Source organism: Mycobacterium toneyamaense (genome assembly GCF_055384815.1).
Genome location: NZ_AP040333.1, coordinates 3,447,724 through 3,471,870, shown reverse-complemented (window position 1 = coordinate 3,471,870; position 24,147 = coordinate 3,447,724). Strand labels below are relative to the sequence as shown.

The window sequence follows — 24,147 nt, the reverse complement described above, 5'->3', positions numbered from 1 at the left end:
GTCAGGCCTTTCCGGTCAGCATGCGGCGGTCATGCAGAACGTGGTCGGGGGCGTCCTCGCCCAGCGGGTTGGTCACTCCGACGACGACGGTGCGGTGCTCGGCGAGGGCGCCGAGCCGCTGTACCGCGAGGGCACGGCGTTCGTTGTCGCGGACCTGCTCGAGGTCGCCGACGATCAGCACCGGCCGGTCGGACATCAGGGCCAGGGTGATGCGCAGCAGAAAGAGCTCGAGATCGGACAGCTCGATGATGAAGCTCTTTGGCGACAGCAGCGGAAGGTCGTCGCCGAAGACCGCCGTCATCTCCGGGACGTCCGACTGGACCGGAACCCAGGCCGGGAACGGCGACACCCAGCGGCGCTGCTCGGTGATGACCGTCTGGACCGTCACCATGTCTTCCAGGTCGTCGATGTCGGCGAACGCGGCGATGGCACAGTGCTTCCGGATGCCGCGGGGCCCCGTCGCGCCGTTGACGGTGACGGTGCCGCGCGTCGGCTTGAGCCGGCCTGCCAGCGACAGCAGGAGCGTGTGCTGCGCCGGACCGCCCGGCATCTGTATGGCGTGGAATCCGGGCCGCAGCTCCAGGTCGACATCAGAGAAGAGCGGGCCGTGCTCGCCGATGACAGCGAGCCCCTGCGCGGTGATCACCGGCGGGCTGTCCGCTGTGTCGGGGGCGGCCGTCGTCTCGTCGTCCATTGCTGCTCATCTCCGGGGTCGAAGTAACGATGGCCAGTAAATCAGCGCGCCGGGGCAGAAACTCCGATAGCGGCGTTCTCGCAGGTGTGATGTCACGCGGAATCGCTCGCGATATGCCGTGGCGGACACATCGGGCGCGCCGACTTCGTGGATCGCTTCCAGGTAATGTCTGTGCGGCCTGTCACTCGACGTCCGTCAAGAATTGAATTCTTGGTTTCAGGTATTCCTGATTTCGTGTACGAGAGTCCCATTGTTATTGTCCCGTTATGCATCGTTTCGGGGGCGTTCTGGCCGCATGTCTACTCATTGGTTCACTGCTCACGGGACTGCCCGCAGCCCACGCTGACGGCGACGAGCCGCAGTACGCCGAGTTCTATCTGCCGCCGGATCCACTGCCGCCGGGCAAGCCCGGAGATCTGATCCGGACCGAGCCGTCGCGTCTGGTGCTCGAACCGTCCGGCCAGCTCGGCGCCATCATGGCGACCGGAACGCGAATCATGTACCGCAGCACCGATGCCCGCGGAAATCCGGTCGCCGTCACCGGCACCTATTTCGAGCCGTACAACGACTGGCCCGGCAAGGGGCCACGGCCGCTCATCAGCTACGCGGTGGGCACCCAGGGCCAGGGCAATCAGTGTGCGCCGTCGCGGCAGTTCAACCAGGGCATCCACTATTCGGGTGGCTGGGACATCATGGTCAACTACGAAGAGGCGTTCATCGCCACGATGGTCGCCCGCGGTTTCGCGATCGTGATGACCGACTACGAGGGCCTCGGTACTCCCGGGATGCACACGTACGTCAACCGCGTGGCCGAGGCCGCCGCGGTGCTCGACGCCGCGCGCGCCGCCAAGAAGCTGCCGGGCACCTCACTGGATCCCGATGGGCCCGTTGCTTTCTGGGGGTACTCGCAAGGCGGAGGCGCTGCGGCGTCGGCGGCCGAGCTGGCGTCGTCCTACGCGCCTGAACTGCACGTCGTCGGCACGTACGCCGGGGCGCCGGTCGCCGATCTCAAGGAACTGTTCCCGTACACCGACGGCAGCGCGCTGGTCGGCGTGGTCGGTTACGCGCTCAACGGCGAAATCTACGCCTACCCCGAGTTCGCCGACCTGATCCGCTCCAAGCTCACCCAGCGCGGCAAGGACATGCTCGAGAGCGTCTCACGGCAGTGCGTCGGTCAGACCATCGTCGACTTCATGTTCCGGCATCTGCAGCCGTACTTCACCGAGGACATCAACGTGCTGGTCGAGGAAGAGCCCTTCAAGACGCTGTTCGACATGCAGAAGCTCGGCAAGTACAAGCCCAACGCTCCGGTCCTCATCAACAGCAACCGCTACGACCCGCTCGTGCCGTGGACCGCGGCCAACCAGCTCGGGCGGGACTGGTGCGACAAGGGGGCCGATGTCGAGTTCCGCACCAACGAGGAGCCCCCGTTCCTGAACAAACTGGTGATCAACCATGCCCTGCCGATGCTGGTCGACGGCGAGCCCGCCATGCAATGGATCGCGGCGCGCTTCAACGGTGAGCCCACGTCGCCGAACTGCGGGACGTACTGAGTCGAGAGCTCAGTCCCTGCCCGCCGCGGAGGCGCGGATCACGCGGTCGCGGCCCCGGCTCTTCGCTTCGTACATCGCCACGTCGGCGCGGCGGATCGCCGACCGCAACCCCGCCTTGTGCCCGAGCTGCGATACCCCGATGCTCACCGTTCCGGCGAGCACCGCGTCATTGTGGCTGAACGTGGCGGCGGCGAACGCCACCCGGAGCCGGTCGGCGATGACGGCCGCCTGACTTTCGTCGACACCCGGCAGCATCGCGCAGAATTCCTCGCCGCCGATCCGCGCCAACAGGTCGCCGCTGCGCAGATTCGACCGTGCCACGCATGCGAACTCGGTCAGCAGCCGGTCGCCGGCCTCGTGCCCGAAGACGTCGTTGACGGCCTTGAACTCATCCAGATCCATCACGATGACCGAGCACCGCAACTGGCGCGCGACGCACTCCTCGGCCAGCCGCTGCGCCTGGATCATGAAGCCCGCGCGGTTCAGCGTCCTGGTGAGAGAGTCGAGCATCGCCGCGTCGGCCAATTGATCCTCGAGCCGCTCCCAACCCATCAGCGACAGGCACAGGTTGATGGCCATCACGGCGAAAGCGAAGAAGAGCATCGGCACCGACACGGCCGCGCTGGTGGTGGCGAACTGCACCGCGCCGGCGTCCAGATGGAGGCTGACCGAACGCGCGACGGTCGCCGCGGCCGCGACGACGTACAGGCCGATCAGGATGCGCCGCGACGCCAGGCGCTCGACACGCTGGGCTTTGATGCCGTCGACGACGCTGAGCGCGAAATATCCGGCCAGCACGAGAGCCGTCAGGGACACCCGGGCCGGGATGCTGACGTTGAACGGCGGTATCAACTCGAACGCGGCCAGCACCACCAGCGGCCCGGCAGCCATCACCCGGCCGCGGACCGGCTGGCCGTTGAAGGCGCACAGACCACCCCAGATCAACGACCAGCACATGACGATCAGGACGTTGGAGACCGTCACCGACAACACCTCGGGCACCAGCCCGCGGGCGCTCAGCAGCCCGGCTCCGAGGGCACCCAGGAAATTGCCCGCGCCCCACAGCTGGACCGCCGGATGTCGCCGCCTACCGGCCCCCACCCAGACATGCAGCAACCCGAACAGCAGGGCGGTCATGGAGACGACCATCCACAGGGTGCGCACGTCGGGATTCATGTCGCGCTACCGGGTGCGCCCAGGGGCGTGGTGCGTCGGGATCGGCTGAGGCATAGCGCAAACTTACTCGCCGCTGCCGACGACTGTCGGCAGCATTGGGTAGGGTCCAGCCCGTGAATTTGAGCGTCAAGTCTGTCGTCAAGTCCGTGAACGCCCGCCTGGCCGAAGAGTTGGCCGTCGCCGAAGGTCAGGTCGACGCCGCGGTACGGCTGCTGGACGAAGGCGCGACCGTGCCGTTCATCGCGCGGTACCGCAAGGAAGTCACCGGCAGCCTGGACGACGGTCAGCTCCGCACCCTCGAGGAGCGGCTCCGGTATCTGCGTGAACTGGATCAGCGGCGCGACGCTGTGCTGGCCTCGATCGAAGAACAGGGCAAGCTCACCGACGACCTGAAGGCGGCGCTGCTGGCCGCCGAGACGAAGTCCAGGGTCGAAGACATCTACCTGCCGTACAAGCCCAAGCGCCGCACCAAGGCGCAGATCGCCCGCGAGGCCGGCCTGGAGCCGCTGGCGGACCGGCTGCTCGCCGACCCCACGCTCAACCCCGAGGACGTGGCCGCCGAGTTCCTGGGTGAGGAGGTGGCCGACGTCGCCGCCGCACTCGACGGCGCGCGCCACATCCTGGTGGAGCGGGTGTCCGAGGACGCCGAACTGGTCGGTGCCGTGCGCGAGAAGTTCTGGTCCGACGGCACCCTGACCACCAAGCCGTGGTCGGAGGAGGCGGCGAAAAGCCCTGCCGCCCAGAAGTTCCGCGACTACTTCGAGTACTCCGAGCCGCTCGAGGACATGCCGTCGCACCGCGTGCTGGCGGTATTGCGAGGTGAGAAGGAAGAGGCGCTGTCGCTCAACTTCGACGGCGGCGACGAGACGCTGTACCAGGCCATGATCGCGCAGTCGCTCGGTGTGGACATGGCTGCCGGGGGCGCCGCCACGCCGTGGCTGACCGCGACGGTCGGCTGGGCCTGGCGCACCAAGCTGATGTTCTCGGCGGCCGTCGACGCCCGGATCCGGCTGCGGCAGCGCGCCGAGGAGGACGCCGTCGCGGTGTTCGCCAAGAATCTCAAGGACCTGCTGCTGGCCGCGCCGGCCGGAACCCGCGCCACGCTGGGACTCGATCCCGGGTTCCGCACCGGTGTGAAGGTCGCGGTGGTGGACGGCACCGGCAAGGTCGTCGACACCTGTGCCATCTACCCGCATCAGCCGCAGAACAAGTGGAACGACGCCAAGGCGACGCTGGCCGCCCTCGTCGCGCGGCACAACGTCGAACTGATCGCCATCGGTAACGGCACCGCGTCCCGCGAAACCGATGCGCTGGCAACCGAACTCATCGCCGACCTGAAGGCGGCGGGCGCGTCCGGTCCCAAGCGGCTGCCGACCAAGGCGATCGTCAGCGAGGCCGGCGCCTCGGTGTACTCGGCATCGGCCTATGCCGCCCACGAGCTGCCCGACCTGGACGTGACGCTGCGCGGCGCGGTCTCGATCGCCCGTCGTCTGCAGGACCCGCTCGCCGAACTGGTCAAGATCGAGCCGAAGTCGATCGGCGTCGGGCAGTACCAGCACGACGTGACGCCCGGAACCCTGGCCCGCAGCCTCGACGCGGTGGTCGAGGACGCCGTGAACGCGGTCGGTGTCGACCTCAACACGGCCTCGGTGCCGCTGCTGGCCAAGGTCTCCGGCGTCACCGAATCGCTGGCCGAGTCGATCGTGTCGTACCGCGACAAGACCGGACCGTTCCGCAGCCGCAGCGGTCTGCTCGACGTTCCACGTCTGGGCCCCAAGGCTTTTGAGCAGTGCGCCGGCTTCCTGCGCATCCGGGAAGGCGACGACCCGCTGGACGCCTCGGGTGTGCATCCCGAGGCCTACCCGGTGGTGCGGCGCATCCTCGACCGCGCCGGCGTCACCCTCGCCGAACTGATCGGCGACGAGCGGAAGCTGCGCGCGCTCAAGCCGGGCGACTTCGCCGACGAACGATTCGGCATCCCGACCGTGACCGACATCCTGGGCGAGCTGGAGAAGCCGGGCCGCGACCCGCGCCCCGCGTTCTCCACCGCGACCTTCGCGGCCGGCGTCGAGAAGGTGTCCGACCTCAAGGTCGGCATGGTGCTCGAGGGCGTCGTGACGAACGTGGCCGCGTTCGGCGCTTTCGTGGACGTCGGCGTGCACCAGGACGGTCTGGTGCACGTGTCGGCGATGGCCGACCGCTTCGTCTCCGACCCGCACGAGGTGGTCAAGTCCGGCCAGGTCGTCAAAGTCAAGGTGCTCGAGGTCGATGTCGAGCGGCAGCGCATCGGACTGAGCCTGCGGCTCAACGACGACCCGCAGCGCGCCCGCGACGGCAAGCGGCCCGAGCAGGGCGGCGGAGCCCGGCGCGACGGCGGCGGGCAGCCGCGCGGACGCGATGGCGGCAACCGCGGCGGTAACGGTGGCGGACAGAACCGCGGCAATGGCCAAGATCGCGGACGTAATCCGCAGCGCGGCAATGGCGGTGGCCGCCGCGAGTCTGTGCCGTCCGGCTCGATGGCCGACGCCCTGCGCAAGGCGGGCTTCGGCAAGTAGCGGTGTTCTCGCGAGGAGACATAAAACTGTCGATATCCCAGTGATTTTCGACAGTTTTATGGCTGCTCGCGAGAAGTGATCAGGAATCGAGAAGCGACCCGGCTCGAGGCCCGGTTAGCGTGTGGGTATGCCCAGCAGAACGCATGCCGCTGACAGCCATGACCTCATCCGCGTGGTCGGTGCCCGGGAGAACAACCTCAAGGACATCAGCGTCGAGATCCCCAAGCGGCGGCTGACGGTGTTCACCGGGGTGTCCGGCTCCGGCAAGAGCTCGCTGGTGTTCGACACCATCGCCGCCGAATCGCAGCGGCTGATCAACGAGACCTACAGCGCATTCGTGCAGGGCTTCATGCCGTCGCAGGCCCGCCCCGACGTCGACGTGCTCGAGGGTTTGACGACCGCGATCATCGTCGACCAGGAGCGGATGGGCTCCGACCCACGCTCCACGGTCGGCACCGCCACCGACACCGGTGCGCTGCTCCGGATCCTGTTCAGCCGGATCGGTGAACCGAACATCGGCTCGCCGCAGGCGTTCTCGTTCAACGTCGCCTCGATCAGCGGGGCCGGGGCGGTGACCATGGAGCGCGCCGGACGCACCGTCAAAGAGCGTCGCGACTTCAACATCGTGGGCGGTATGTGTCTGCGGTGTGAGGGTCGTGGCGCCGTCAACGACATCGATCTCACCGCGCTGTACGACGACAGCAAGTCGATCAACGAGGGCGCCATCACCATTCCCGGCTTCAGCATCGACGGCTGGTACGGCCGAATCTTCAACGGCTGCGGCTTCTTCGACCCCGACAAGCCGATCAAGAAGTTCACCAAGAAGGAACTGGACGCCCTGCTGCACAAGGAGGCGACCAAGATCAAGGTCGACGGCGTCAACCTCACCTACCTGGGGCTGATCCCGCAGATCAAGAAATCGTTCCTGAGCAAGGACGTCGAGGCGATGCAGCCCCATATCCGGGCGTTCGTCGAGCGGGCGGTGACGTTCACGACTTGTCCCGAGTGCGACGGCACCCGGTTGTCGGAGCTGGCTCGCTCGTCAAAGATCAAGGGCGTCAACATCGCCGAGGCCTGCGCCATGCAGATCACCGACCTCGCGGAGTGGGTCGGGGCGCTGGCCGACGACAAGCGCCTCGGCGCCGGCGTGGCGCCCCTGTTGGCGACATTGCGGCACACGCTCGACTCGTTTGTCGCGATCGGTCTGGGCTACCTCTCCCTGGCGCGCCCCGCCGGCACACTCTCCGGCGGAGAAGCGCAGCGGGTCAAGATGATTCGCCACCTCGGCTCGGCCCTGACCGACGTCACCTACGTGTTCGACGAGCCGACCATCGGACTGCATCCGCACGACATCACCCGCATGAACGACCTGTTGATTCAGCTGCGGGACAAGGGAAACACCGTGCTGGTCGTCGAACACAAGCCGGAAGTGATCGCCATCGCCGACCACGTGGTGGACCTCGGTCCCGAGGCGGGCTCGGGTGGCGGCCAGGTGGTTTACGAAGGCACGGTGAAGGGGCTGCGCGGTAGCGGCAGTATCACCGGACGGCATCTCGACGACCGGGCGGCGCTGAAGGAGTCGGTGCGAGAAGCCAACGGGGCGTTGGAGATTCGTGGCGCAAACACCAACAATCTGCAGGACGTCGACGTGGACATCCCGCTCGGCGTGCTCGCCGTGATCACGGGCGTGGCGGGCTCGGGCAAGAGCTCCCTGATCGACGGGTCGGTGGCCGGGCGCGACGGCGTCGTCACCATCGACCAGGCGCCGATCCGGGGATCGCGACGCAGCAACCCGGCCACCTATACCGGACTGCTCGACCACATCCGCAAGGCGTTCGCCAAGGCCAACGACGTCAAACCCGCACTGTTCAGCTCGAATTCGGAAGGCGCCTGCCCGGCATGCAACGGAGCCGGAGTCATCTACACCGACCTGGGAGTGATGGCGACCGTCGAGTCGCGCTGTGAAGAGTGCGAAGGCCGGCGGTTCGGGGCCTCGGTGCTCGAATACACCCTGGGCGGGCAGAACATCGCCGAAGTGCTCGCCATGCCCGTCGCCGAGGCCGAGCAGTTCTTCTCCGACGGTGACGCGAAAGTGCCGGCCGCACAGAAAATCCTCGCCCGGATGGTGGACGTCGGGCTGGGCTACCTCACGCTCGGGCAGCCGCTGACCACACTGTCCGGCGGGGAGCGACAACGACTCAAGCTCGCCACGCAGATGGGGGAGAAGGGCGACATCTACATCCTCGACGAGCCGACCACCGGCCTGCACCTGGCGGACGTCGAGCAACTGCTCGCGCTCTTGGACCGGATCGTCGACGGCGGCAAGTCGGTCCTCGTCATCGAACATCACCAGGCCGTCATGGCGCACGCCGACTGGATCATCGACCTGGGTCCCGGCGCAGGTCACGACGGCGGCCGGGTCATCTTCGAGGGTTCTCCGGCCGACCTGGTCGCGGCCGGGAACACCCTGACCGGAACCCACCTTGCCGAAGACGTCAGATAGCAGTCAGGGCTGCCATCGCTGAGCGGTGGCAGCCCTGACTGTGAAACAGAGGGGTCGTCGAACGGTTAGACGGGCATCTCCGGGCCCTCAGGAGCCGGGGCAGGCGCCTCGGGGGCCGGCGCCGGGGCCTCGGGAGCGGGCGCGAAGTTGGCCGCCTCGATGATTTCCGGGGCCGGGAGGTCGGCCGGGTCGGCCGGAGGCGCCAGGGGCGCGTCCAGCGGGCCGTCGAGAGGCAGGTCGGCGGGGATGTCCTCACCCGGGGCCATCGGCAGGTGCATGTGGTGGGTGAACTGGCGCTGGAAGGCGCCGCCGCCACCGATGCGGACGCCACCGCCCTCACCGCTGGACACCGGAGTGCCGTCCGGCAGCGTCACGGCCGTGTGGCCGCCGTTCCAGCCGATGTTCAGGGCGCCGGGCGCGGTGCCGGGCAGGAAGCCACGAGCCCGCAGTGCGGCCTCTTCGTTGCCGGTGTTGAACCGGTTGCCGTAGATGGGGCGGCCGGTGGCCGCGTTGGCCACCCAGGAGGCCAGTCCGGAGCAGTCAGTGCCGCGTGCCGTGTCTCCGCCGGAGACGTACGGCGTACCCGAAACCTGGTTGACCAAAGCCAGCAGCGAGGCGGTCGCAATAGCAAACATGGCGATGAACGCTAGCAACGGAAAATCGCGACGGTCAAAATACTGTGTCTGCCATCACGTTTCGCGAATCCTGTGGTGTGCGTTACATCGGTGTGTATTCGCATCGTTTGGGGCAGAAGCGATTTCACGTCTTCGCAGGTGAATGCGCAAAACATACTGCCATACACAGCTTTTGCGCAAATGCAAGGTCGTGACGGTCGTTGCGAGGTCGTGACCAGCTAATTCCGAGACCGGCGTGACCGGCCTCTGCGCGGCTTTTGCGTCGGTTTCGACGTCCTGTCGGGCAGCTCATGCCGCCGATTCGGCGGATACTGGCTGACCATCTGAAACGGTCAAGTTACGGTGGGTCGATGTGGCTGTCGCGGTCCCGGTTCGAACTCAGGGAAGAGGTGCCGGGGACGCCCGACGAAGTCCGCACCTTCTATACAGATCTGGCGAATATGAAGCTGGTTCATCCGCTCGTGGTGGCGGTGGACTGTCTGGCCGATCAGCAGGATGTGCGGGGCCGCCGCCGTGACTATCGGGTGCGGGATCGCATCCCATTCGGCCCGTTGAGTCTGCGCGTGACCTACCGGGCCACGGTGCTGATCGCGCCCGACGGCGTCGTGCACACCGAGGCGCGCCAATTTCCGTCCGTGCGGCTCAGTGGCACCGTCACCTTCGCGCCTGCCGGCGCAGGCACCGCTCTCACCGAGGTAGTGGATATAGAGGCACCTTCTCCGTTCATGGCTTTCACTGCTGCGCAGGCGGAGAAGGCGCACGCGGCGATGCTCGCTGCCATTCGGCGTCATTTTGAGAAAAGCTTGGGCTGATCCAGGCTGCCGGATGGGGTGCCGCGCTGGATGGCCGGGTTTCCTTGCCTTACCGGCGACGCTCTCGAAAAAACTTTGGTCACTTTGTTAGCGCTGGTTGCAGGAGGTAACTAGTGGCCCATTCGTCACAGCGCCTTGTCGGTGATTCGAACTAATGTTCGAGTATGGCCATCGACTCCGCTACTGTCCTCAACGCCTACGCGGCGCTTGAGGATGCGATCGCCACGGTCAACGGCCTGGACTACAGCGGGTTGCCCATCAAAGTCCTGTTGGAGCTGCAGTCCCGCCGCGAAACCCTGAAGTGCGCGGCCGAGGCGGTCGACCATCAGATCCTGGCCGCGGCACAAACCCAGGCCACCGCCAAGGGGATCGGGGCCAAGGATTGGCCTGAGGTGTTGCATGTGCGGTTGCGGATCAGCCGGGAGGAGGCCCGCCGGAGGGTGCGGGACACGGATAATTTGGGTCCGCGCTCGGCGATCACGGGCGAGGCGTTGGGTCCGGTGTGGGAACTGGTGGCCGCCGCGTTGGCCGAGGGTGCGATCAATAGTGAGCACGTGCAGGTGATCGCCTGGTTTTTCGGCAAGGTGCCGTTGTGGGCGGCCGACCCGGTCACGTTGTTGCAGTGCGAGACGGATCTGGTGGCCGATGCCCGGGTCAAAACCCCCGAAGACCTCCGCAAAGTCGCGGCGGATTTGTTGTACAAGCTGGATCAGGATGGGCCCGAACCCAACGACGATGAGCCGGATCCGAAGCGGTCGTTCGTGATGGGTAAGCAGCGGCCTGACGGGCGTACCGACGTCACCGCTCAACTCGATCCGGAAGGGCGGGCTTACTGGGAGGTGTTGTTCGACAAGTACGCCGCCCCGGGCATGTGCAACCCGGCCGATCCGGAACCCTGCTTCTCCGGGACCCCGACGCAGGAGCAGATCGACAACGACACAAGGACTGTGGCGCAGCGGCAGTACGACGCCTTCAAATTCGTGGGCCGGATGATGCTGGCCACCGGAACCTCCGGGGTGCACAACGGGTTCCCCGTCGCGGTGGTCGCCACCTGCACCGTCACCGAGCTGGAAAAGCGCGCCGGGATGGCGCTCACCCACACCGGTACCAAGCTCCTGGTGAAGGATCTGGTGCGGATGGCAGCCCAGGGCTCGGACAACTACCTGGCGGTGTTCGATGAGCACACCGGCCAACCGCTCTACTTGGGCCGGGCAGCGAGAACCGCCAGTACAGCCCAACGCCTGGCGTTGTTCGCCCGCGACCACGGCTGCACCCGCCCCAACTGCATCGCCCCCGCCTCGCGCTCGCAGGCTCATCACGTCAACACCAACTGGCGCGACGACGGCCCCACCGACATCACCAACCTCACCCTGGCCTGCGGCCGCGACAACCGTCTGGTCGACACCGGCGGCTGGCACACCACCATGGGCCCCGACGGTCGCACCCAATGGACCCCACCACCCCTGCTCGACGTCGGCCAACCACGAACCAACCACTACCACCACCCCACGCTCTACCCGCCCGAGAGCGGAGATTCCGATGGTGAAACAGACAGTCCCGCAACCTGATACGACGCCCCGATGCGGCAACCCAGCCTCACCGGCGATGTCCTATGGGCGAATATCGGCCGTCCGTTCGAATCGGTCGGCTGGTCCGAAACAGAAGGCGGGATCGGGGCGCGGTGCGGGTCGCGGCGATGACGGTCAGCAGCGCGGCGGATCGCAGCGACGGCGGTCGGCAGCGATGGCGGTCAGCGACCGCGGCACTTGAGGCTACCGGTGACCCACAACCATGGAAGGCGAAAGTGCTGCGCTGCAAACGAATTGAATGCGCACTACCGCCAGTGACGAATGTCGACACCCGGCCAGCGGCTCGCGGTGCAGTGTGGGGATCAGCTCGGGAAGAACCCGTCGCCGGTCTTGAAGCCGGGCTGCCAGCCCTGCGCTCCCAGGCACAGCAGCGGTCGGCCGTCAGGAGCCTGCGCCGCGGTCTGCGGGCCCGGGCACGGAGAACCGATGTCCTTGACGCCCTGGATCGCATAGGAGTAGCCCCAGAATCCGGTGTCGACGGGCGGCCACTGGTTGGGAATCCAGTGGCAGGCCATGGATGCGCCGCCCGGACCGCGGCCGAAGATGAAGATGTCGTGGTTGTCGCACGGCGCGCCGTTGACGGCCTGGTAGTTCATGCCGGGGACGTCAGTGGGGTAGCGGCCGGGATCGTCGCTGCCGCCCAGCGCCGGATCGGCGCTCGCGAAGGGTGCCAGCCCGATGGCGGTTCCGGCGATCGCTGCGGCCACCGTCAGTACCCGAAACATCCTGGTCATCTCCCCTCGCACTACTGCCACACGACAATGTGGCAAAGCGTAGCGTGTCAGCCGCGTCGCCGGGGATATAGTCGGCAGGTCAATATCAGCGGGGTTCGTGCCCCGCCGTCTGATCGTCGTCACGCTGCGGTGCGCTGGCCTGTTCAGGCGCGTCCAGCACGCTCACCCCGATGCCGTAGGGCAGGAACCTGACCTTTCGGGACGGGTCGGTGTTGTTCTTGTTGGCCCGCAGGGCCTCCAGTTCGGAGGGGTAGACCTCTTCGACGTGCGCTCCGCCGTCCGCGGCGACGGTGTACACCACCCACACGCCGTCGCCGGTGTCGCCGGTGGTCTCGGGCTGCGTCGCGTGCCGCGGCGTCCGGGTCAGGTCGTTCACCACGTTGGCCCAGGCGGCACCGCGGCCGAGGCGGTCGAATACGCCCCGGATGCCCTCGCCCGTCTCGCGCAGGACGCGATCGAACTCTTCCGGATCGATGCCGAACGGGCCGTTGTTGCTCATACCGACCAGTGTGCGCGACATCGGCGACATCTGCCACGACGATCCGACAGGCCATCCCCTCGCAGCCGAACTCGGCGGTGGTGGACGATGGAGACATGCCGGTACCACAATCGCCGACCCGCGACGACCTCCTGGCCACCGTCGAGCGCTCGCCTGCCGCCACGGCAGCGCACGACAAGGCGGCCTGGGTGGATTTGTTCAGCGCCGACGGACGCGTCGAGGACCCTGCCGGTTCCCGGCCGCACGTCGGTCACCGTGCCATCGCACAGTTCTACGACACCTTCATCGGGCCGCGCACCATCGTGTTCCACCGCGACGCCGACATCGTGCTCGGCAACACCGTCGTGCGTGACCTCGAGCTCGAAGTGCACATGGGCACCCAGGTGCAGCTGCGCATCCCGGTCTATCTGCAGTACGACGTGGTGGCAGAGGGCTCCGACGCGTCGCTGAAAATTTCTCGGCTGCAAGCATTTTGGGAGCTGCCGGGCATGGTCGTGCAGTTCGTCCGGTGCGGCGCCGCGGCGCTGCCGGCGGGTTTGGGGCTCTCGGCGGCGCTGTTGCGCAACCAGGGCCCCGGCGGCGCGGTGGGTTTTCTCGGCGGGCTGCGCACCGGAGGGACAAGAGCAAAGCGTGCGTTGACGGGGCTGCTGGCCGATGCCGCGACGGGCGACGAGCTGGCGGTCAAGCGCCGGCTCAGTGAGCCGGTGCAGATCACCCGCGGCCCTGACGCCCGGCTCAGCGTGTCCGAACTGGTCGAAGAACTCGCCGGAACGCGCGTGCAGAAGGTCATTGCCGCAGGCCGGTACGTCCTGGCCGGCGTCCGACGGGACGGCTACCGCGGTGTGGTCATCGCGGAGCTGGGTATCGGGGGCCGGGGCATCGTCGGCCTGCGACTCTTTGCCGAATGAAGCCGCCAGTTGCCGCTGCTTCCGTCCCCGACATGAGAACGTAGTCACACCATGCCAGTGCAACCACAACACGAATACATGTCCTACGAGGAATTCGGTCGACGATTCTTCGAGGTCGCGGTCAGCGAGGAACGTGTCGCGGACGCGATCGGCGGCATCGCCGGTGAAGCCTTCGACATGGGTCCCATCGCCCAGGGCCCCGGCGGGCTCGCGAAGGTCACCGCGCGCGTGCAGATCAAACACCCCGTGGTGGCCAGGACGCTCGGTGAAGAAATCACCTTCGCAATCCGCATCCCGCTGGAAATCGACATGACGCTGGACCTGCGCATCGACCGGCCCCGGTTCATGGTGTTCGGCGAGATCAACCTGACCGCGACCGCGCGGGCCGCCCACCCGCTGCTCCTCGTCATCGACGTCAAGACGCCACGGTCGTCGGACATCGCCATCCACGTGACGTCGTCATCGATCCGGGCGGAGCTGTTGCGCATCGTTGCCAACGTCGACGGCGAGATCCGGCGCTTCATCGCCCAGCATGTGGCAGGCGAGATCAACAGCGCAGATGCCAAGGTCATCGACATCGGAACCCGGATTGCAAGCGCCTGGACGGGCGTCTGAGACGGCCGCGAGGCGGTAGCGGCAACCTGCTTCCCCTATGATGAGGACATCATGAAGAGCACATTCGGCGCCGCCATCGCAATTGCAGCTACCACCGTCGGAATCGTGGGCAGCCTCGTCGTGGCCGCTCCGGCCAGCGCAGATGCGGGCGTCGATGCCTTCAACAACGCGCTCAGCAACGCCGACATGATGCTGCCGAACGGGTCTGATCCGGTCGCGCTGGGCCAGTCGGTGTGCCCGATGCTCGCGCAGCCCGGCCAGACCCTGGCCGACGCGGCGGCCAAGGTCGCCGACACCTCGGGCATGTCGCTGGGCCCGGCCACGATGTTCACCGGCTTCGCGATCTCGTCGTTCTGCCCGGGCGTCGTCGGTGCGCTCGGACGCGGTGAATCGCCGCTGCCGCTCGGACTACTCGGCCTCGGATAACGCCGGGCTGGCGTCGAGCGGCGCCAGCACCGGGCGCTTCGGCTCGAGCCCCTTACCTCGAGAACTGCCCAGCGTGTGCCGCCACACCCACGGCATCAGCATGTTCTGGGCCCACATCAGCTGCGAATACATGCGCTCGCGCAGTCGCGGCAGGACGAGTTCACCCTCGACCTCGGCCCAGCGGTGATCGCTGCCGGGCAACTCCAGCGCCTCGGCGGCGGCGTCGGCGAACAGTTGATGGCCGTGCGGGGAGCCGTGCACCCGGTCGACGGCCCAGGTCGCGGGGTCCAGCATCGAGGTGGCCGTCGACAGGTCGACCAGCCGGAATCCGAAACGGGTCGAGTCGGCCCGGATCACCTCATTGATGCGGCGCAGCCGGCCGCTGAGCACCCGTCCCACCGGCAGGATGCGGGCGATGTCGGGAAACGTCGTCGTGACCACGGTCGCGCCGGTGGCGGCGAGTTCGGTATGCACGCGCCGCATGTCCTCGAGCGCCTTGTCGAAGCTGCGCACCGGCCGCGTGACGTCGTTCATCCCGATGCAGCTGGTGATCAGGTCGGGGTTCATGTCCCGGGCCAGCGGCAGCTGCCGGTCCAGTACGTCACTGATCCGACGGCCCCGCACCGCGAGGTTCGCGTATTGGAGTCCAGGCTGTAATGCGTTGAGTCGCCAGGCCAGGCGGTCGGCGAAACCGTGGATGCCGGTGTTGTCGTCGCCATCCAACAGGCCCTCGGTCTGGCTGTCGCCGAGCGCGACGTATCGGGAGTAGCCGATGGTCACGACCGTGACTGTAGTGAAGGATCGGCGGATCTTCAGCGCAGCGGATCAGCCTGGCCAGATCACGTCGAGCGGCCGGCCCACCACACTGAGTTGGTTGATCAGCTCGTCCAGGACGGCGCGCGGCAGGTCGAACCGCCATTCCGGCAGTGTCGCACCGACACGTACGACGCCCGGACCGACCTCCACCGAGGTCAGGGTCATGCCGTACGGCAGCTCGGGCAGCCGCACCGGGTACGCCGGGGCGAGTCCGGGCACCGGGACCCGGGCGGCGCCCAGCGTCAGGCCACGGGGCTTGAGCCACAACGTCTTGCCGTGCAGGTGAGGATCGACCTCGATGACCCCGGAGCGGAAGCGCGACAACCGGATTCGGGTGACCCCGTCGTCGCCGATCTCGGTGCGCACACGCGGTTCGGCGGCCCGGATCAGCTCGTCGAGCGAGTCGGACGGCACCTCCAACGTCACCTCGACGGGAGTGGCTGCCAACATCGGTGGCACCGAGGGCCGGATGTGCAGGTTGTTCAGCTTCGCCGAGACCGAATTCAGTTCGGTTCCCGCCCATTTCACCTTGTCCGCGGCGATGTTGACCGTGCCGATGTGGCCGACGGCGAAGATGCCGGCATCCCACCGGGAATCGAACTTGGTCACGGTGAAGGCCAGGTCGCTGGTGCTCATGCGGACGGTGATCCGGCGCCCGACCACCAGCGGCCGCACCGTCAGCAACGCCGTCCGATAGGCCGCGGCCGCCCCGGTGCTCACCGGCAGCACCGCGGCGGTCGACACCACCGAGGTGAACAGATCGAGCGGTCGGAGCGGGTCCCACCGGCGCGGCGGACGCGTCATGGGGTCCAGCATGCCCGTAGCTGCCGCCGGTGCACCACTCGGCATCCGGGGAACGGGCTCCCGGTAGCGTCGAGTCGTGGCTGAGTCTGATGAGCTGTACCGGCAGCGTGACCGAGCTGATTCGTTCGGCGGTGCCGCCCGGTCGTATGACCGGCACCGGCCCCGCTACCCGGAGGCCATGCTCGACGAACTGGTCGGGACCGGTTCGGTCCGGGTGCTCGACGTCGGCGCCGGAACCGGGATCGCGTCCCGGCAGCTGATCGCCCGCGGGGCGGAACTGGTTGCGCTGGAACCGGATCCGAGGATGGCCGAGATCGCCGCCGAGCACGGCGTCACCGTCGAGGTGGCCACTTTCGAGGACTGGGACGACGCCGGCCGGACCTTCGACGTGGTCCTGTTCGCCCAGTCGTTCCACTGGGTCGACCCGGCGGCGGCGCTGCCGAAGATTCGCCGGTTGCTCGCCCCGGGCGGCCGGCTGGCGCTGGCGTGGAACCGGCTGTTCCCGGTGCAGCCGTCGCGCCAGGATTTCGCGGAGGTGTACCGCGACTTCCTCGATGCCGCTTCACCTTTGGTGACCGGGACCCCCACCGGCGGGACCGGCTCGGGCATGGACAGCGCCGACGTGGTGGCCGACCTGGAGACCGCCGGATTCGCCGTGCAGCAGCTGACCTACGCCCGCGGTGAGCAGTACACCCGCGAGCAGTGGCTGGACCTCGTGTTCACCTACTCCAACCACCTGGTGCTGCCCGCCGACCGGGCCGCCGAGCTGCGGGCTCGGCTGGCGGCGGTGATCGGCGACGGCGGCGTGCAGGTCGGCGGAGACACGCTGCTGATCGTGGCGCAGCCGGCGTAGACGACGGCTAGTCCCGGAGGCGGCGGACGGGCCGGGTCTCGATGGCGTTGAGCGTCAGGGCGCGGCGCCGGATGCGCCAGCCGTCGCCGGTCGGGGCGTACTCGTCGTCGTACCGCAGGTGCCACACCAGATCGGTGACGTCCGAGTCGGCGCCGCGGGTCCAGTGGTGGGCGACGCACGTGATGCGGCCACGAGCGTGGTCGGTGGCGTCGGTGTAGACCTCACCGACGATCTCGTGCTGGGTGCGGACGACGCCCGACAGGGCGGCCATCGCGGCCCGGACCCCGTCTGGCCCGTGCTCGGGCCGTATCGGGTCCAGCGATCGGGGCGGGTCCGGGAGGACCAATTCCGCTGTGCTGGTGAAGAGTTCGACGACATCGTCGAACCGGCGGTCGTCGACGGCCGCGGCGTAGCGGTGCACCAGGTCGGTCAGCGCCAGCCGGTCGGCCACTGTCAGCGGCACGGTGTGAGCCCGAGCCGTTCGGCGCACGCCGACAACATGTCCCTGGCCTCGTCGATGTCGGTGACGGGCGGCATCGCCAGCACGATGCGGTCGGCGCCGAGCTCCGCGAGCCGGCCGGCACGATCGGCGTCGACCTTGGGCACCAGGTGTCCGAGGGAGAGTTCGAGGGCGTCGGGGTCCCGGCCGGTCCGCTCGGCCGACTCCCGCATCAGCGCGATCAACGCCGACAGTTCCGCGCCCGCGACGCCGAGCGGCTGCAAGCCGTCACCGCGCTGGCCGGCGCGGCGGGCCGCGGCCCGGCTGTGCCCGCCGATGTGGATCGGGATCGGCGAAACCGGCTTGGGATAGCAAGCGGCATGGGCGAATTCGAAGAACTCGCCGGAATGGGTGACGCCGTCCGGCTGATCCGACCACAGCAGCCGCAATACGTCGATCTGCTCGTCGGCGCGGCGGCCACGGGCGTCGAACGGGGCCCCGCACGCCTCGATCTCCTCGCGCAGCCAGCCCATGCCGACGGCCAGGCGAACACGACCGCCGGACAAGGCGTTCAAGGTGGCGACGCGCTTGGCCAACACCACCGGGTGATGGTTCGGCAGCACCAGCACGCCCGTCGCCAGGCCCAGTGTGCTCGTCTGCCCGGCGAGGAAAGCCAGCAGTTCCAGTGGATCCGGGACCGCACAGTCGGCGGGAATCTCCACGCGGCCCGAGGCGTCGTAGGGATACACGCTCGAGTACTCGGTGAGCAGCACCGTATGTTCCACGGCCACAATGGATTCGAAGCCACAGCTCTCCAGGTGGCGGGCGAACTGCGTCATCCAGACCGGATCGGCGGTGACTCCGGCCGCGACCGGTGCGACCACGGCGAACTTGGGTGACATCAGCGCCTCCGCTCGCCGCGGCGAATCTCTTCCCAGCACTGCAGCCGTGTCATCCCGGTCCGGTCCATGCATTCGCGGATCGGCGTCTCCTGTTCTGGCGCAGGCGCTTCGGTGGTGGTCGGGGTGGTCGGCGGCGTGGTGGTCTCGACCGTGACCGTGCTGGTGACCGTCGCCTCGGTCGGCTCGGCGGGAGGCTCGGTGGGCGCGACGGCCGATGTCGGGCTCGGTGGCGCCTCGGTGGCCGACGGTGTGGTGGTCGCCGGGGGAGCCGTTGTGGTCGTCGCTGCGGGACGCGGCGGTGCCGGCTGTTCATCCTTGGCGCGGGTGAACTCGATGGCCGCGAAGACCAGTGCGGCGATCAGCAGCACCGTGAGCACCACGGGCAGGATCAGCGACCGGCGGGACCGCGTGGATTTGTCCGGCTGCAGGACCTGCGTCCGGTCCGCCGCCGCGGGAGCCAGAATGGTGGCATCCGCGCCCGTCACGCCCAGCCCGTGCTGGAGGGCGCGGGCGAAATCGGCGCACTTGTCGAACCGGTCCTTGGGATCCTTGGCGAGTGCCTTGGCCAGCACCGGGTCCAGGGCGGCGAGATCGGGCCGGCTTTGTGAGAGCGACGGCGGGGGAGCGCTGAGGTGCTTGCCGATGATCACCGCGGCGTTGGAGTTCTCGAACGGCGGCGCCCCGGTGAAGAGCTGAAAAGCGGTGGCCGCCAACGCATATTGGTCGGCGCGGCCGTCGATGACGCTGCCGGTCAGCTGCTCCGGAGCGGCGTAGAACACGGTGCCGACGGTCATGTTCGTCGCGGTCAGCCCGGCGGAGTCGTTGGCGCACCGCGCAATGCCGAAGTCGGCCAACTTGATTCGGCGGCTCGCCGGATCGGTGTCACTGATCAGGATGTTGGCCGGCTTGACGTCGCGGTGCAGCAGATCGTGCTGGTGCGCGTAGTCGAGCGCGTCGGCGACGGCGCTGATGATCGCGACCGCCTGATCGTCGGATACGCCGCCGGCGCCGCGCAGCAGGCGGCTGACGTCGATGCCGTCGACGTACTCCATCGAGATCCACAACTGGCCGTCGAACTCGCCGCGGTCGTACACCCCGACGATGTTCGGATGCGACAACGCAGCGGTCAGGTCCGCCTCACGCAGGAACCGCTCGCGGAACTCCTGATTCGTGGACATCTCGGGACGCAGCACCTTGAGCGCGTCCTGCCTGGGCAGTCGCGGATGCTGGGCGACGTAGACCTCGCCCATGCCACCGGAACCCAGGCACCGGACGATGGTGTAGCCCGCGAAATCGGTCCCCTCGGCCATTGGCATTGGGGCATCGTAAACCGGACGGCTAGGAGTCTGCTGAATTAATCGGTGTGGCGGCCGGGGTTGACCTGGGATTTCGCTGATAATTGGTGGGTGCAGGGTCGCTCTGATGATCAGCGTGAGTTGTTGGATGCCGAATCGGTTGCCGGGCATCTTCTGAAGCCCGACAGCGTGTTTGCGTTCCTGGCCGCTCATCGCCACGAGCTGTTCCCGGAGGAGATGTTCGCTGATCTGTTCCCGTCACGGCGGGGGCGACCCAGCGTGCCGGCCGAGGTGATGGCCTCGGTGATCACGCTGCAGGCCCTGCACGGGCTCTCCGACAACGAGACGGTGGATGCGGTCACCTTCGATCTGCGGTGGAAAGCCGCGTGCGGGCTGCCGGTCACCGCGCCGGCGTTTCACTCCACCACGCTGACGTACTGGCGGCGCCGGCTGGCGGCCTCTGATCGCCCTAACCGGATCTTCGAGGCGGTCAGAACGGTGGTCGCGCAGACCGCGGTACTGGCGGGCAAGACTCGGCGGGCATTGGATTCCACGGTCCTCGATGACGCGGTGGCCACCCAGGACACCGTGACCCAGTTGATCGCCGCGATCCGCCGCGTGGGCCGCGACGTCCCCGGCGCCGCCGAGGTGATCGAGACTCATTGCACGGCACACAATTACCACGACCCGGGTAAGCCGGCGATCGCCTGGAACGACAAGGCTGCCCGCGATCAGCTCATCGACGCCCTGGTTACTGACGCGCATCGGGTCCTGGGGCATCTGCCCGAGCAGGAGCTGGGACCGCGGGCCGCTGAGGCGGTGGCGCTGTTGGCGTTGATCGCCGGGCAGGATGTCGAACCGGTCGAAGGCTCTGATGGCACCGACGGGCAGTGGCGCATCGCCCAGAACGTTGCTCCGGATCGGGTCGTCTCGACCGTGGATCCTGATGCCCGCCACGCCCATAAGACGGTGCACCGGCGGCAGGACGGCTTCAAGGCCCATATCGCGATCGAACCCGATACCGGGATCATCACCGACTGCGCTCTGACCAAAGCCAGTGGCCCGGATAACCACGAAGCCGTCGTCGGGCTGGCCCTGCTGCAGGAGGAGCCGGCCGGGGTGCGGGTGCTCGGTGATTCGGCCTACGGCACCGGCGCGGCCCGCGCCACCCTCGCCGAACTCAAGCATGTCGCGGTGATCAAACCGCTGCCGTTGCGGGCCCCGGTGCCCGGCGGGTTCACCAGCGATGACTTCGCTATCGATTTCGATGCCCGCACCGTGACCTGCCCGGCTGGGCACACCGTCAATATCGCACCTAAAGGTGGCGCGAGATTTGAGAAGCATTGCCGCACTTGCCCATTACGGGCCCAGTGCACCACCGCGTCACGGGGACGCAACCTCACTATCAGCGAGCATGAACCGCTGCTACGTGCCGCCCGCGCAGCAGCGCGCACTCCCCGGTGGCGGGACGAGTACCGCCAACACCGGCCCATGGTGGAACGCTCCATCGCCTGGCTGACCCGCGGCAACCGCAAAGTCCGCTACCGCGGCGCCATCAAAAACGACCACTGGCTGCACCACCGCGCCGCCGCCCTCAACTTGCGCCGGCTGATCACCCTCGGCCTGACCCACACCGGCACCCACTGGGCCATCGCCTGACACGACCGGGCATTGCCACCCGCGGCACCAGATGCCACGCTCAATGCGGCGGGGTGACCCTCGAATTGTCGACCCTCGGGTCTGACTCACAACACACACGCGCCACAGAGCGCCTTGAGGCACCCCGCCCCAAAACCGCCTTATTCAGCAGGCTCCTAGAGGTCCAGGGTCAGCGGTCCGTCGCCCTGCGCGCGCGACACACAGATCAGTGCCTGACCGGCCTCGCGTTCGGTCTCGGTCAGCAGGCCGTCCCTGTGGTCGACGGCGCCGGCGAGCACCTTCACCCGGCACGTGCCGCAGAAGCCCTGCTGGCACGAATACGGTGCGTGCACACCGGCTTTGATCAGCGCCGTCAGCAACGTCTCGTCGGCCGCGACGGCAACGGTCTGGCCCGTCGAGGCGACCTCGACCTTGAACTCCTGGCCATCGGTCACCGGAGGCGCGGCGAAGCGCTCGAAGTGCAGCTCGATGTCGTCCGCCCCGACCAGCCGGGTACGGATCGCATTGAGCATCGGCGCCGGGCCGCACGTGTACACCGAGGTGCCCGGCCGGCAGTCGCCCAGCAGATCGTCGGCCGTCGGCAGGCCGTCGACGTCGTCGGTGCGGATCTGCACCTTGTCGCCGAACCGTGTCAGCTCGTCCAGGAACGGCAGGCTGTCGCGGCTGCGGCCGACGTACAGCATCGACCAGTCGATGCCGAACTGTTCGGCACGCGCCAGCATGGGCAGGATCGGCGTGATACCGATACCGCCGGCGATGAACCGCAGCGTGCGGGTCGGCGACCCGAAGCCGGGCACCGCCAGCGGGAAGGCGTTGCGCGGTCCGTTGGTGGTGATCACGTCCCCGACCGCCAGCTGGTGCGCCTCGATGGAGCCACCGCCGCCATCGGGTATGCGCCGCACGGCAATTCGGTAGGCGCCCTGCTCGTCGGGATCGCCGCACAGCGAGTACTGGCGGATCAGACCGCTGGGCAGGTGGATGTCGAGATGCGAACCCGGGTGCCAGCGGGGAAGTTCCGACCCGTCGGCGCTGACGAACGTCAACGCCACCACGTCCTGGTCGTGCGCGACGACCTCACGGCCGGCGATCTTCAGCGCGATGGTGCGCTCGACGACAGCCGGTACCGGGGGCTTGCGTACCCGCGTCGATACCCAGAACGTGCTGCTGACGACGGCGTCGGCCACGGTCACCAGCAGGTCGTGCGGCAACAGGCCCATCACGCTGGGCGGCGCCAGACGTGACCGGAAGCGGCGCGCCCTCACAGGTGTGCGGCGCGGGCAGCGGGCGAGGCGGCCAGATACGCCACGGCCTGCGCGGTGAGGAATTGTCAATACCTGTGGATCGGCTTGTTTCAGGCGACCTCCGTTCCAGTTGATTCGGTCGGTGCCGAGTCCGCCGACGGGGTGATGTCGGTGGGTCGCTCGAGCAGTTTGCCTTTGTGGAAGATCGCGCCGGCCCGGACCAGAGCGACCAGGTGCGGTGCGTTGACGGCTCGCCAGCGGGCTTGCGCGGCGTCGATCAGCTTGTAAGCCATGGCCATTCCGGCGACGCGTGAACCCGGCCCCTTGGTCACCTTGGTCCTCAAACGTACCGTGGCAAACGTTGATTCGATCGGGTTGGTAGTGCGCAGATGGACCCAGTGCTCGGCCGGGTACTTATAGAACTCCAGCAGCACATCGGCGTCATCGACGATCTTGGCGACCGCCTTGGGGTACTTGGCGCCGTAGTCCACCTCGAACGCCTTGATCGCCACCTGCGCGTGGTCGATATCCTCGGCGTTGTAGATCTCCCGCATCGCCGCGATCGCCCCCGGATGAGCCGACTTTGGCAGGCAGGCAAGAACATTGGCCTGCTTGTGAAACCAGCACCGCTGCTCGCCGGTGGCCGGGAACACCTCACGCACGGCCTTCCAGAACCCCAGGGCCCCATCGCCGACGGCCAGCACCGGTGCGGTCATCCCGCGACGTCGGCACGACCGCAACAGATCAGCCCACGACTCGGCCGACTCCCGGTACCCGTCGGTGAGCGCGACCAGCTCCTTGCGGCCGTCAGCGCGCACACCGATCATCACCAGCAAACAGAGCTTCTCCTGCTCCAGGCGCACCTTGAGATGGATGCCGTCGACCCACAGGTAGACGTAGTCGGTGCCCGACAGATCACGGGCCTCGAAGGCCTTGGCCTCGTCCTGCCACTGCGTGGTGAGTCGGGTGATCGTCGTGGCCGACAAGCCGGCACCCGAGCCCAGGAACTGCTCCAACGCCGGACCGAAATCACTGGTCGACAAGCCATGCAGATACAGCAACGGCAACACCTCGGTCATCTGCGGCGACTTGCGCACCCACGCCGGCAGGATCGCCGAGGAAAACCGTTGCCGCTCACCAGTGTCCGGGTCAACACGTTTGTCATTGACCCGCGGCGCGGTCACACTCACCGCGCCCGCCGCGGTGAGCACCTCGCGCTCGCGGTGATAGCCATTGCGCACCACCAGCCGGTGCCCGTTCTCATCAAGCTCACCGGCATGAGCCTCGATGTAGGCGGCGACCTCAGCCCGCAACGCTGCGGCCAGCATCTGGCGGGCACCGTCGCGGACAATCTCATCGAGCAACGACCGCGACGAGCCAGCATCCTCGTTGGATGAATCCGCATCGTGAACTACCGTGAGCATGGGCGTACCTTCCCG

General features: G+C 67.7%; 22 protein-coding genes. 10 read left to right on the top strand and 12 right to left on the bottom strand.

Annotated elements, in window-relative coordinates; all coding sequences use genetic code 11:
* Position 1 precedes the first annotated feature (1 nt).
* Positions 2-694 carry a hypothetical protein gene (locus ACZ5IQ_RS16760; protein WP_212814323.1) on the bottom strand — a complete coding sequence of 231 codons (693 nt, stop codon included), beginning with the start codon at positions 692-694 and terminating at the stop codon, positions 2-4.
* A gap of 266 nt (positions 695-960) precedes the next feature.
* Between ACZ5IQ_RS16760 and ACZ5IQ_RS16755 the strand changes: the two genes are divergently transcribed.
* On the top strand, positions 961-2,247 hold the full coding sequence (locus tag ACZ5IQ_RS16755) for a lipase family protein (protein WP_406801486.1): 1,287 nt from the start codon (positions 961-963) through the stop codon (positions 2,245-2,247).
* 9 nt (positions 2,248-2,256) lie between these two features.
* On the opposite strand, the gene ACZ5IQ_RS16750 is transcribed toward ACZ5IQ_RS16755, so the two are convergent.
* Positions 2,257-3,423: a GGDEF domain-containing protein gene (locus tag ACZ5IQ_RS16750; protein ID WP_212814327.1), complete on the bottom strand. Its 1,167-nt coding sequence runs from the start codon at positions 3,421-3,423 to the stop codon at positions 2,257-2,259.
* A 113-nt stretch (positions 3,424-3,536) separates the two neighbouring features.
* Between ACZ5IQ_RS16750 and ACZ5IQ_RS16745 the strand changes: the two genes are divergently transcribed.
* Together ACZ5IQ_RS16745 and ACZ5IQ_RS16740 are read left to right on the top strand one after the other, a co-directional pair.
* The gene (locus ACZ5IQ_RS16745) at positions 3,537-5,978 is read left to right on the top strand and encodes a Tex family protein (protein WP_212814329.1); all 2,442 of its coding nucleotides are present in this window, start codon (positions 3,537-3,539) and stop codon (positions 5,976-5,978) included.
* A gap of 127 nt (positions 5,979-6,105) precedes the next feature.
* On the top strand, positions 6,106-8,481 hold the full coding sequence (locus tag ACZ5IQ_RS16740; RefSeq protein WP_212814331.1) for an ATP-binding cassette domain-containing protein: 2,376 nt from the start codon (positions 6,106-6,108) through the stop codon (positions 8,479-8,481).
* 65 nt (positions 8,482-8,546) lie between these two features.
* On the opposite strand, the gene ACZ5IQ_RS16735 is transcribed toward ACZ5IQ_RS16740, so the two are convergent.
* Positions 8,547-9,116 (bottom strand): peptidoglycan endopeptidase, encoded by a 570-nt coding sequence (locus ACZ5IQ_RS16735; RefSeq protein WP_212814333.1) that lies wholly within the window; start codon positions 9,114-9,116, stop codon positions 8,547-8,549.
* A 350-nt stretch (positions 9,117-9,466) separates the two neighbouring features.
* Here ACZ5IQ_RS16735 and ACZ5IQ_RS16730 point away from each other — a divergent pair, with 350 nt between their 5' ends.
* Positions 9,467-9,928: an SRPBCC family protein gene (locus ACZ5IQ_RS16730; RefSeq protein WP_212814335.1), complete on the top strand. Its 462-nt coding sequence runs from the start codon at positions 9,467-9,469 to the stop codon at positions 9,926-9,928.
* A 164-nt stretch (positions 9,929-10,092) separates the two neighbouring features.
* Positions 10,093-11,496: an HNH endonuclease signature motif containing protein gene (locus ACZ5IQ_RS16725; protein WP_212814337.1), complete on the top strand. Its 1,404-nt coding sequence runs from the start codon at positions 10,093-10,095 to the stop codon at positions 11,494-11,496.
* 323 nt (positions 11,497-11,819) lie between these two features.
* Here the strand turns inward: ACZ5IQ_RS16725 and ACZ5IQ_RS16720 are convergent, their stop codons facing one another.
* Positions 11,820-12,242, bottom strand: a complete 423-nt coding sequence (locus ACZ5IQ_RS16720; protein WP_212814341.1) for a hypothetical protein — start codon at positions 12,240-12,242, stop codon at positions 11,820-11,822.
* A 94-nt stretch (positions 12,243-12,336) separates the two neighbouring features.
* On the bottom strand, positions 12,337-12,750 hold the full coding sequence (locus ACZ5IQ_RS16715; protein WP_464481478.1) for a hypothetical protein: 414 nt from the start codon (positions 12,748-12,750) through the stop codon (positions 12,337-12,339).
* Between the two features lie 95 nt (positions 12,751-12,845).
* Here ACZ5IQ_RS16715 and ACZ5IQ_RS16710 point away from each other — a divergent pair, with 95 nt between their 5' ends.
* The 3 genes from ACZ5IQ_RS16710 to ACZ5IQ_RS16700 are packed head-to-tail and all read left to right on the top strand — an operon-like array spanning position 12,846 to position 14,699.
* The gene (locus tag ACZ5IQ_RS16710; RefSeq protein ID WP_212814343.1) at positions 12,846-13,658 is read left to right on the top strand and encodes a nuclear transport factor 2 family protein; all 813 of its coding nucleotides are present in this window, start codon (positions 12,846-12,848) and stop codon (positions 13,656-13,658) included.
* A 51-nt stretch (positions 13,659-13,709) separates the two neighbouring features.
* Entirely contained in the window at positions 13,710-14,273 is a 564-nt protein-coding gene (locus tag ACZ5IQ_RS16705; protein ID WP_212814345.1) for a hypothetical protein, read from the top strand.
* Positions 14,274-14,324: 51 nt separating this feature from the next.
* A complete protein-coding gene (locus tag ACZ5IQ_RS16700; RefSeq protein ID WP_212814347.1) occupies positions 14,325-14,699 on the top strand; it encodes a DUF732 domain-containing protein in 375 nt (124 codons plus the stop codon).
* On the opposite strand, the gene ACZ5IQ_RS16695 is transcribed toward ACZ5IQ_RS16700, so the two are convergent.
* The gene (locus ACZ5IQ_RS16695) at positions 14,682-15,479 is read right to left on the bottom strand and encodes an SGNH/GDSL hydrolase family protein (protein ID WP_212814349.1); all 798 of its coding nucleotides are present in this window, start codon (positions 15,477-15,479) and stop codon (positions 14,682-14,684) included. The two genes, ACZ5IQ_RS16700 and ACZ5IQ_RS16695, sit on opposite strands and share 18 nt — an antisense overlap.
* A gap of 45 nt (positions 15,480-15,524) precedes the next feature.
* Positions 15,525-16,319: an LmeA family phospholipid-binding protein gene (locus ACZ5IQ_RS16690; RefSeq protein ID WP_244872885.1), complete on the bottom strand. Its 795-nt coding sequence runs from the start codon at positions 16,317-16,319 to the stop codon at positions 15,525-15,527.
* A 94-nt stretch (positions 16,320-16,413) separates the two neighbouring features.
* Between ACZ5IQ_RS16690 and ACZ5IQ_RS16685 the strand changes: the two genes are divergently transcribed.
* Positions 16,414-17,172, top strand: a complete 759-nt coding sequence (locus tag ACZ5IQ_RS16685; RefSeq protein WP_212814786.1) for a class I SAM-dependent methyltransferase — start codon at positions 16,414-16,416, stop codon at positions 17,170-17,172.
* 7 nt (positions 17,173-17,179) lie between these two features.
* On the opposite strand, the gene ACZ5IQ_RS16680 is transcribed toward ACZ5IQ_RS16685, so the two are convergent.
* From ACZ5IQ_RS16680 to ACZ5IQ_RS16670, 3 genes are read right to left on the bottom strand one after another with little or no spacing between them, the layout of a single operon-like run.
* Positions 17,180-17,635 (bottom strand): nuclear transport factor 2 family protein, encoded by a 456-nt coding sequence (locus ACZ5IQ_RS16680; protein WP_212814353.1) that lies wholly within the window; start codon positions 17,633-17,635, stop codon positions 17,180-17,182.
* Positions 17,626-18,513, bottom strand: a complete 888-nt coding sequence (locus ACZ5IQ_RS16675) for an LLM class F420-dependent oxidoreductase (protein ID WP_212814355.1) — start codon at positions 18,511-18,513, stop codon at positions 17,626-17,628. The genes ACZ5IQ_RS16680 and ACZ5IQ_RS16675 overlap by 10 nt, the downstream gene beginning before the upstream one ends.
* Positions 18,513-19,829, bottom strand: coding sequence for a serine/threonine-protein kinase (locus ACZ5IQ_RS16670; RefSeq protein WP_406774841.1), 1,317 nt, complete (start codon positions 19,827-19,829; stop codon positions 18,513-18,515). Before ACZ5IQ_RS16670 ends, ACZ5IQ_RS16675 begins: the two co-directional genes overlap by 1 nt.
* Positions 19,830-19,919: 90 nt before the next feature.
* Here ACZ5IQ_RS16670 and ACZ5IQ_RS16665 point away from each other — a divergent pair, with 90 nt between their 5' ends.
* Positions 19,920-21,467, top strand: a complete 1,548-nt coding sequence (locus ACZ5IQ_RS16665) for an IS1182 family transposase (RefSeq protein WP_061009594.1) — start codon at positions 19,920-19,922, stop codon at positions 21,465-21,467.
* Between the two features lie 155 nt (positions 21,468-21,622).
* Here ACZ5IQ_RS16665 and ACZ5IQ_RS16660 read toward each other — a convergent pair whose 3' ends face one another.
* Positions 21,623-22,684, bottom strand: a complete 1,062-nt coding sequence (locus ACZ5IQ_RS16660; protein WP_346416265.1) for a PDR/VanB family oxidoreductase — start codon at positions 22,682-22,684, stop codon at positions 21,623-21,625.
* A gap of 134 nt (positions 22,685-22,818) precedes the next feature.
* A complete protein-coding gene (locus ACZ5IQ_RS16655) occupies positions 22,819-24,132 on the bottom strand; it encodes an IS256 family transposase (protein ID WP_052536990.1) in 1,314 nt (437 codons plus the stop codon).
* Between the last annotated feature and the right edge of the window lie 15 nt (positions 24,133-24,147).

Coding starts and splice junctions, on each gene's coding strand:
- ACZ5IQ_RS16690 (WP_244872885.1), bottom strand. CDS start 16,319: ATGACGCGTCCGCCGCGCCGGTGGGACCCGCTCCGACCGCTCGATCTG.
- ACZ5IQ_RS16715 (WP_464481478.1), bottom strand. CDS start 12,750: ATGAGCAACAACGGCCCGTTCGGCATCGATCCGGAAGAGTTCGATCGC.
- ACZ5IQ_RS16705 (WP_212814345.1), top strand. CDS start 13,710: ATGCCAGTGCAACCACAACACGAATACATGTCCTACGAGGAATTCGGT.
- ACZ5IQ_RS16675 (WP_212814355.1), bottom strand. CDS start 18,513: ATGTCACCCAAGTTCGCCGTGGTCGCACCGGTCGCGGCCGGAGTCACC.
- ACZ5IQ_RS16760 (WP_212814323.1), bottom strand. CDS start 694: ATGGACGACGAGACGACGGCCGCCCCCGACACAGCGGACAGCCCGCCG.
- ACZ5IQ_RS16655 (WP_052536990.1), bottom strand. CDS start 24,132: ATGCTCACGGTAGTTCACGATGCGGATTCATCCAACGAGGATGCTGGC.
- ACZ5IQ_RS16725 (WP_212814337.1), top strand. CDS start 10,093: ATGGCCATCGACTCCGCTACTGTCCTCAACGCCTACGCGGCGCTTGAG.
- ACZ5IQ_RS16660 (WP_346416265.1), bottom strand. CDS start 22,684: ATGGGCCTGTTGCCGCACGACCTGCTGGTGACCGTGGCCGACGCCGTC.
- ACZ5IQ_RS16670 (WP_406774841.1), bottom strand. CDS start 19,829: ATGCCAATGGCCGAGGGGACCGATTTCGCGGGCTACACCATCGTCCGG.
- ACZ5IQ_RS16720 (WP_212814341.1), bottom strand. CDS start 12,242: ATGTTTCGGGTACTGACGGTGGCCGCAGCGATCGCCGGAACCGCCATC.
- ACZ5IQ_RS16735 (WP_212814333.1), bottom strand. CDS start 9,116: ATGTTTGCTATTGCGACCGCCTCGCTGCTGGCTTTGGTCAACCAGGTT.
- ACZ5IQ_RS16755 (WP_406801486.1), top strand. CDS start 961: ATGCATCGTTTCGGGGGCGTTCTGGCCGCATGTCTACTCATTGGTTCA.
- ACZ5IQ_RS16710 (WP_212814343.1), top strand. CDS start 12,846: ATGCCGGTACCACAATCGCCGACCCGCGACGACCTCCTGGCCACCGTC.
- ACZ5IQ_RS16740 (WP_212814331.1), top strand. CDS start 6,106: ATGCCCAGCAGAACGCATGCCGCTGACAGCCATGACCTCATCCGCGTG.
- ACZ5IQ_RS16730 (WP_212814335.1), top strand. CDS start 9,467: ATGTGGCTGTCGCGGTCCCGGTTCGAACTCAGGGAAGAGGTGCCGGGG.
- ACZ5IQ_RS16750 (WP_212814327.1), bottom strand. CDS start 3,423: ATGAATCCCGACGTGCGCACCCTGTGGATGGTCGTCTCCATGACCGCC.
- ACZ5IQ_RS16700 (WP_212814347.1), top strand. CDS start 14,325: ATGAAGAGCACATTCGGCGCCGCCATCGCAATTGCAGCTACCACCGTC.